Origin of the sequence: Pseudomonas sp. HMSC063H08 (assembly GCF_001813645.1) — a bacterium.
GTDB classification, from domain to species: domain Bacteria; phylum Pseudomonadota; class Gammaproteobacteria; order Pseudomonadales; family Pseudomonadaceae; genus Pseudomonas; species Pseudomonas aeruginosa.
Map to the genome: position 1 here is coordinate 1 of NZ_KV813366.1, position 830 is coordinate 830.

1 pseudogene is annotated in these 830 nt (G+C 68.9%); it reads left to right on the forward strand.

The annotated features are described in order from the left end of the window. Positions 1-830: pseudogene (locus HMPREF2924_RS05495) on the forward strand (hypothetical protein); the annotation flags it as partial.

Consider the following 830-nt stretch of genomic DNA (forward strand, 5'->3'; position numbering starts at 1 on the left):
AACACCGACCGGCGTGCCCGTGCGAAGAATGCCGGCGCGATCCGCGCGGCCGGTGGCGTGATAACGACGACGAAGGAGTATCCGGGCCTACCGACCGGCGAGTTGGCCGGCAGGGTGGCGGCGCGCGACTGCAACGTATCGACGTCGGCTATCCGCAAGCTCCAGGTGCGGCTCGATCGGCGCGCCTATGCGCTGAACCCTGGCGACGTGTTCTGCGTTCGCAGCCGGAAGCGCGGGATCGAACTGATCGTCCTGCGGGCCGGCAAGATCGACTATGGCACCCTCACGAAGGGCACCATCGCCATCACCGCGCTGGAAGACGTGTTCGGACTGCCGGCAGCCGGGACGTCCGCAGTCCAGCCGCCGAACTGGACCCCGCCCGACCGCACCCCGCGGGTCATTGCGACCCGCCGGCTCATCGAGGCGCCGTACCGCGACCTCGCGGCGGCACTGAGCGATGCGGATCTCGCCCAACTGCAGCCCGAGACGGGTGTCCTCGCCGTGGTGGGCATGCGGCCGTCCGGCCTGCAGATGAACTACGCGCTGCTCAGCCGCGTGGGGTCTGCACCATTCGACGAGCGGACGTCCGGCGACTTCTGCCCGGTCGCGACGATCTCAGCAGATATCGGCCGGGGCCTGACCAGCGTCAGCGTCACGCTTGTCCAAGGGGTTGATCTTGACCTCGTCGAGGTGGGCTCGGCCGCGATGATCGATGACGAGATCTTCCGCGTCGACGCGATCAACGCCGCGGCCGGCACCGCGGTGCTCGCGCGGGGATGTGTCGATACGCTGCCAGCGCCGCATGAGGCCGGCGCGCTGATCTGGTTCTA